3 protein-coding genes are annotated in these 2359 nt (G+C 35.5%); all 3 read left to right on the top strand.

Annotated features, from left to right (window positions below):
• On the top strand, positions 1-897 hold an 897-nt coding region (gene mltG / locus A5875_RS07410), incomplete at its 5' end, for an endolytic transglycosylase MltG (RefSeq protein WP_141108333.1).
• 95 nt (positions 898-992) lie between these two features.
• Entirely contained in the window at positions 993-1472 is a 480-nt protein-coding gene (gene greA / locus A5875_RS07405; protein ID WP_088933011.1) for a transcription elongation factor GreA, read from the top strand.
• 65 nt (positions 1473-1537) lie between these two features.
• Positions 1538-2218 carry a non-hydrolyzing UDP-N-acetylglucosamine 2-epimerase gene (gene wecB, locus A5875_RS07400; protein WP_088933010.1) on the top strand — a complete coding sequence of 227 codons (681 nt, stop codon included), beginning with the start codon at positions 1538-1540 and terminating at the stop codon, positions 2216-2218.
• Positions 2219-2359 lie beyond the last annotated feature (141 nt).

Raw genomic sequence — 2359 nt, 5'->3', positions numbered from 1 at the left:
GATATATTAGAAGATGGCGATGTTATCCGTGATGGCATGGTATTTAACTTCTACACGAAATTCAAGAACTTAACGAATTTCCAAGCCGGTTATTATCAATTTTCACCAAACATGACCTTGGATCAAATTAGTAAAGAATTACAACAGGGAGGCAGCGCTGAACCATTGGATGATGCTTCAAAACTGACTGTTCCTGAAGGGTACGATGTTGATAAGATTGCAAGCTTAGTTGCTAAAAAGACAGATTTCAAGAAGGAAGACTTCATCAAAGTAATGAAAGATGAAAAATTCTTCGAGCAATTGAAGACCCAGTATCCAGATCTATTAACGGATGCCAGCAACGCTAAAGATGTTCGTTATCGTTTGGAAGGATACTTATTCCCGGCAACTTATAATGTCCATAAAAACAGGAGCCTAGAAGACTTAGTAACTCAAATGGTAGATACTACCAACCAAGTTTTAACCCCTTATTATAATCAAATTAAAGAAAAAGGGTTAACGGTTCAAGAAGTCATGACTTTGGCTTCATTGGTAGAAAAAGAAGGGGTTACCCAGTCTGATCGTAAGAAGATTGCTCAAGTGTTCTTTAATCGAATCGATGCTCAAATGCCGTTACAATCAGATATTTCGATTTTGTACGCATTAGGTGAGCATAAAGAGGTTGTAACGATCAAAGATACTGAGGTTGATTCACCTTATAACCTTTACACAAATACTGGTTACGGACCTGGACCGTTTGATAATCCGAGTCAAGAAGCGATCTTGGCTGTTCTTGATCCAACTGAGAATGATTATATTTATTTTGTTGCGGATATCTCAACCGGAAAAGTTTATTATGCGAAGACTTATGAAGAGCATATGGAATTGGTTGAAAAATATGTCAATAAAGAGAAATAAACAATTTACATTACAGTAATTACGTGGTAATCTTTTGTGGATAAATTCTATAGAAGATTACCATTCGTAATTTTGTTGATTGAAGGAGAAGAAAAATGGTGGAAAAAACATATCCAATGACTCTAGAAGGAAAAGAAAAATTAGAGCAGGAATTAGAAGAACTAAAAACAGTAAAACGGGGAGAAATCATTGAGCGAATCAAGATCGCCCGCAGCTTTGGCGATTTATCGGAAAACTCTGAGTATGAATCTGCTAAAGATGAACAAGCATTTGTCGAAGGTCGAATCAGTACGTTAGAAAATATGATTCGTTTTGCTCAAATTATTGATAATGAAAATGTTGACTCCGATGAAATCTCAATCGGGAAAACAGTAACTTTTGTTGAATTGCCTGATGATGAAGAGGAAGAATACACGATCGTAGGAAAAGCGGAAGCCGATCCATTAACAGGGAAAATTTCTAATGATTCACCGATCGCGCAAGCCCTAATCGGTAAACGTGTTGGTGATGTCGTAACGATCGCGACACCAGGTGGAAACATGGAAGTTAAGATCACGAATGTGCAAGCTATATAATATTTTTTTAATACAGGGAGAATCAACATGAAAATTAAAGTGTTATCAATTTTTGGTACTAGACCCTGTCTCTTATACACATCTCAGAAGATAAAATTTTCATTACCGGAAATACAGCGATTGATGCAATGAGATATACAATAAGTAATGAGTATGAGATTCCTATGGATGTCACAAAAGGTAGAGAAAAACTCATTTTAGTGACAATGCATCGGCGTGAAAATATTGGACTTCCCATGGCAAAAGTTTTTTCAGCTATAAAAAAAATTGCAATTGAATATGATGATATCCAGTTTATTTTTCCAATGCACAAAAATCCAAAGGTTAGAGAAACTGCAGAAGAAATCTTGGGGAACTTAGAAAATATTTCACTAATAGAGCCTTTAGATGTAGTTGATTTTCATAATTATGCTCAAAAGAGTTTTCTAATTTTAACTGATTCAGGTGGTGTGCAAGAAGAGGCCCCTTCACTAGGTATCCCAGTTTTAGTATTAAGAGAACAAACAGAACGTCCTGAGGGTGTTAATGCAGGTACTCTTAAATTAGTCGGAACAGAAGAAAGTACAGTCTACGATACAGTGTTGGAGCTTTTAAAAAACGAAAACATTTATAAAAAAATGTCAACAGCAAATAATCCATATGGAGACGGATATGCTTCTGAAAGGATAGCAGATGCAATATATTACAAATTTAGGCGTGGAAACAGACCAGATGATTTCATTGGTCTAAATAGCAGTCACTTATAGTGGCTGCTTATTTTTTACATCTTTAGACCGATAGTATTTATTATCTAAAGAAAGTAGAATAAGGTATAAATAAAAAGTTGGGAGGAAAGACAAAATGAAAAGTCCATGGCGCTTTTTCATTGTAATTGAAGCCTTACTTGC

This window comes from Enterococcus sp. 3H8_DIV0648 (assembly GCF_002140655.1).
Taxonomy (GTDB): Bacteria; Bacillota; Bacilli; order Lactobacillales; family Enterococcaceae; genus Enterococcus_A; species Enterococcus_A hulanensis.
This window is presented reverse-complemented; position numbering and strand designations above follow the sequence as displayed.

Bases quoted from the DNA above. Each gene is read 5' to 3' on its own strand.
- greA (WP_088933011.1), top strand. From the start codon at position 993: ATGGTGGAAAAAACATATCCAATGACTCTAGAAGGAAAAGAAAAATTA.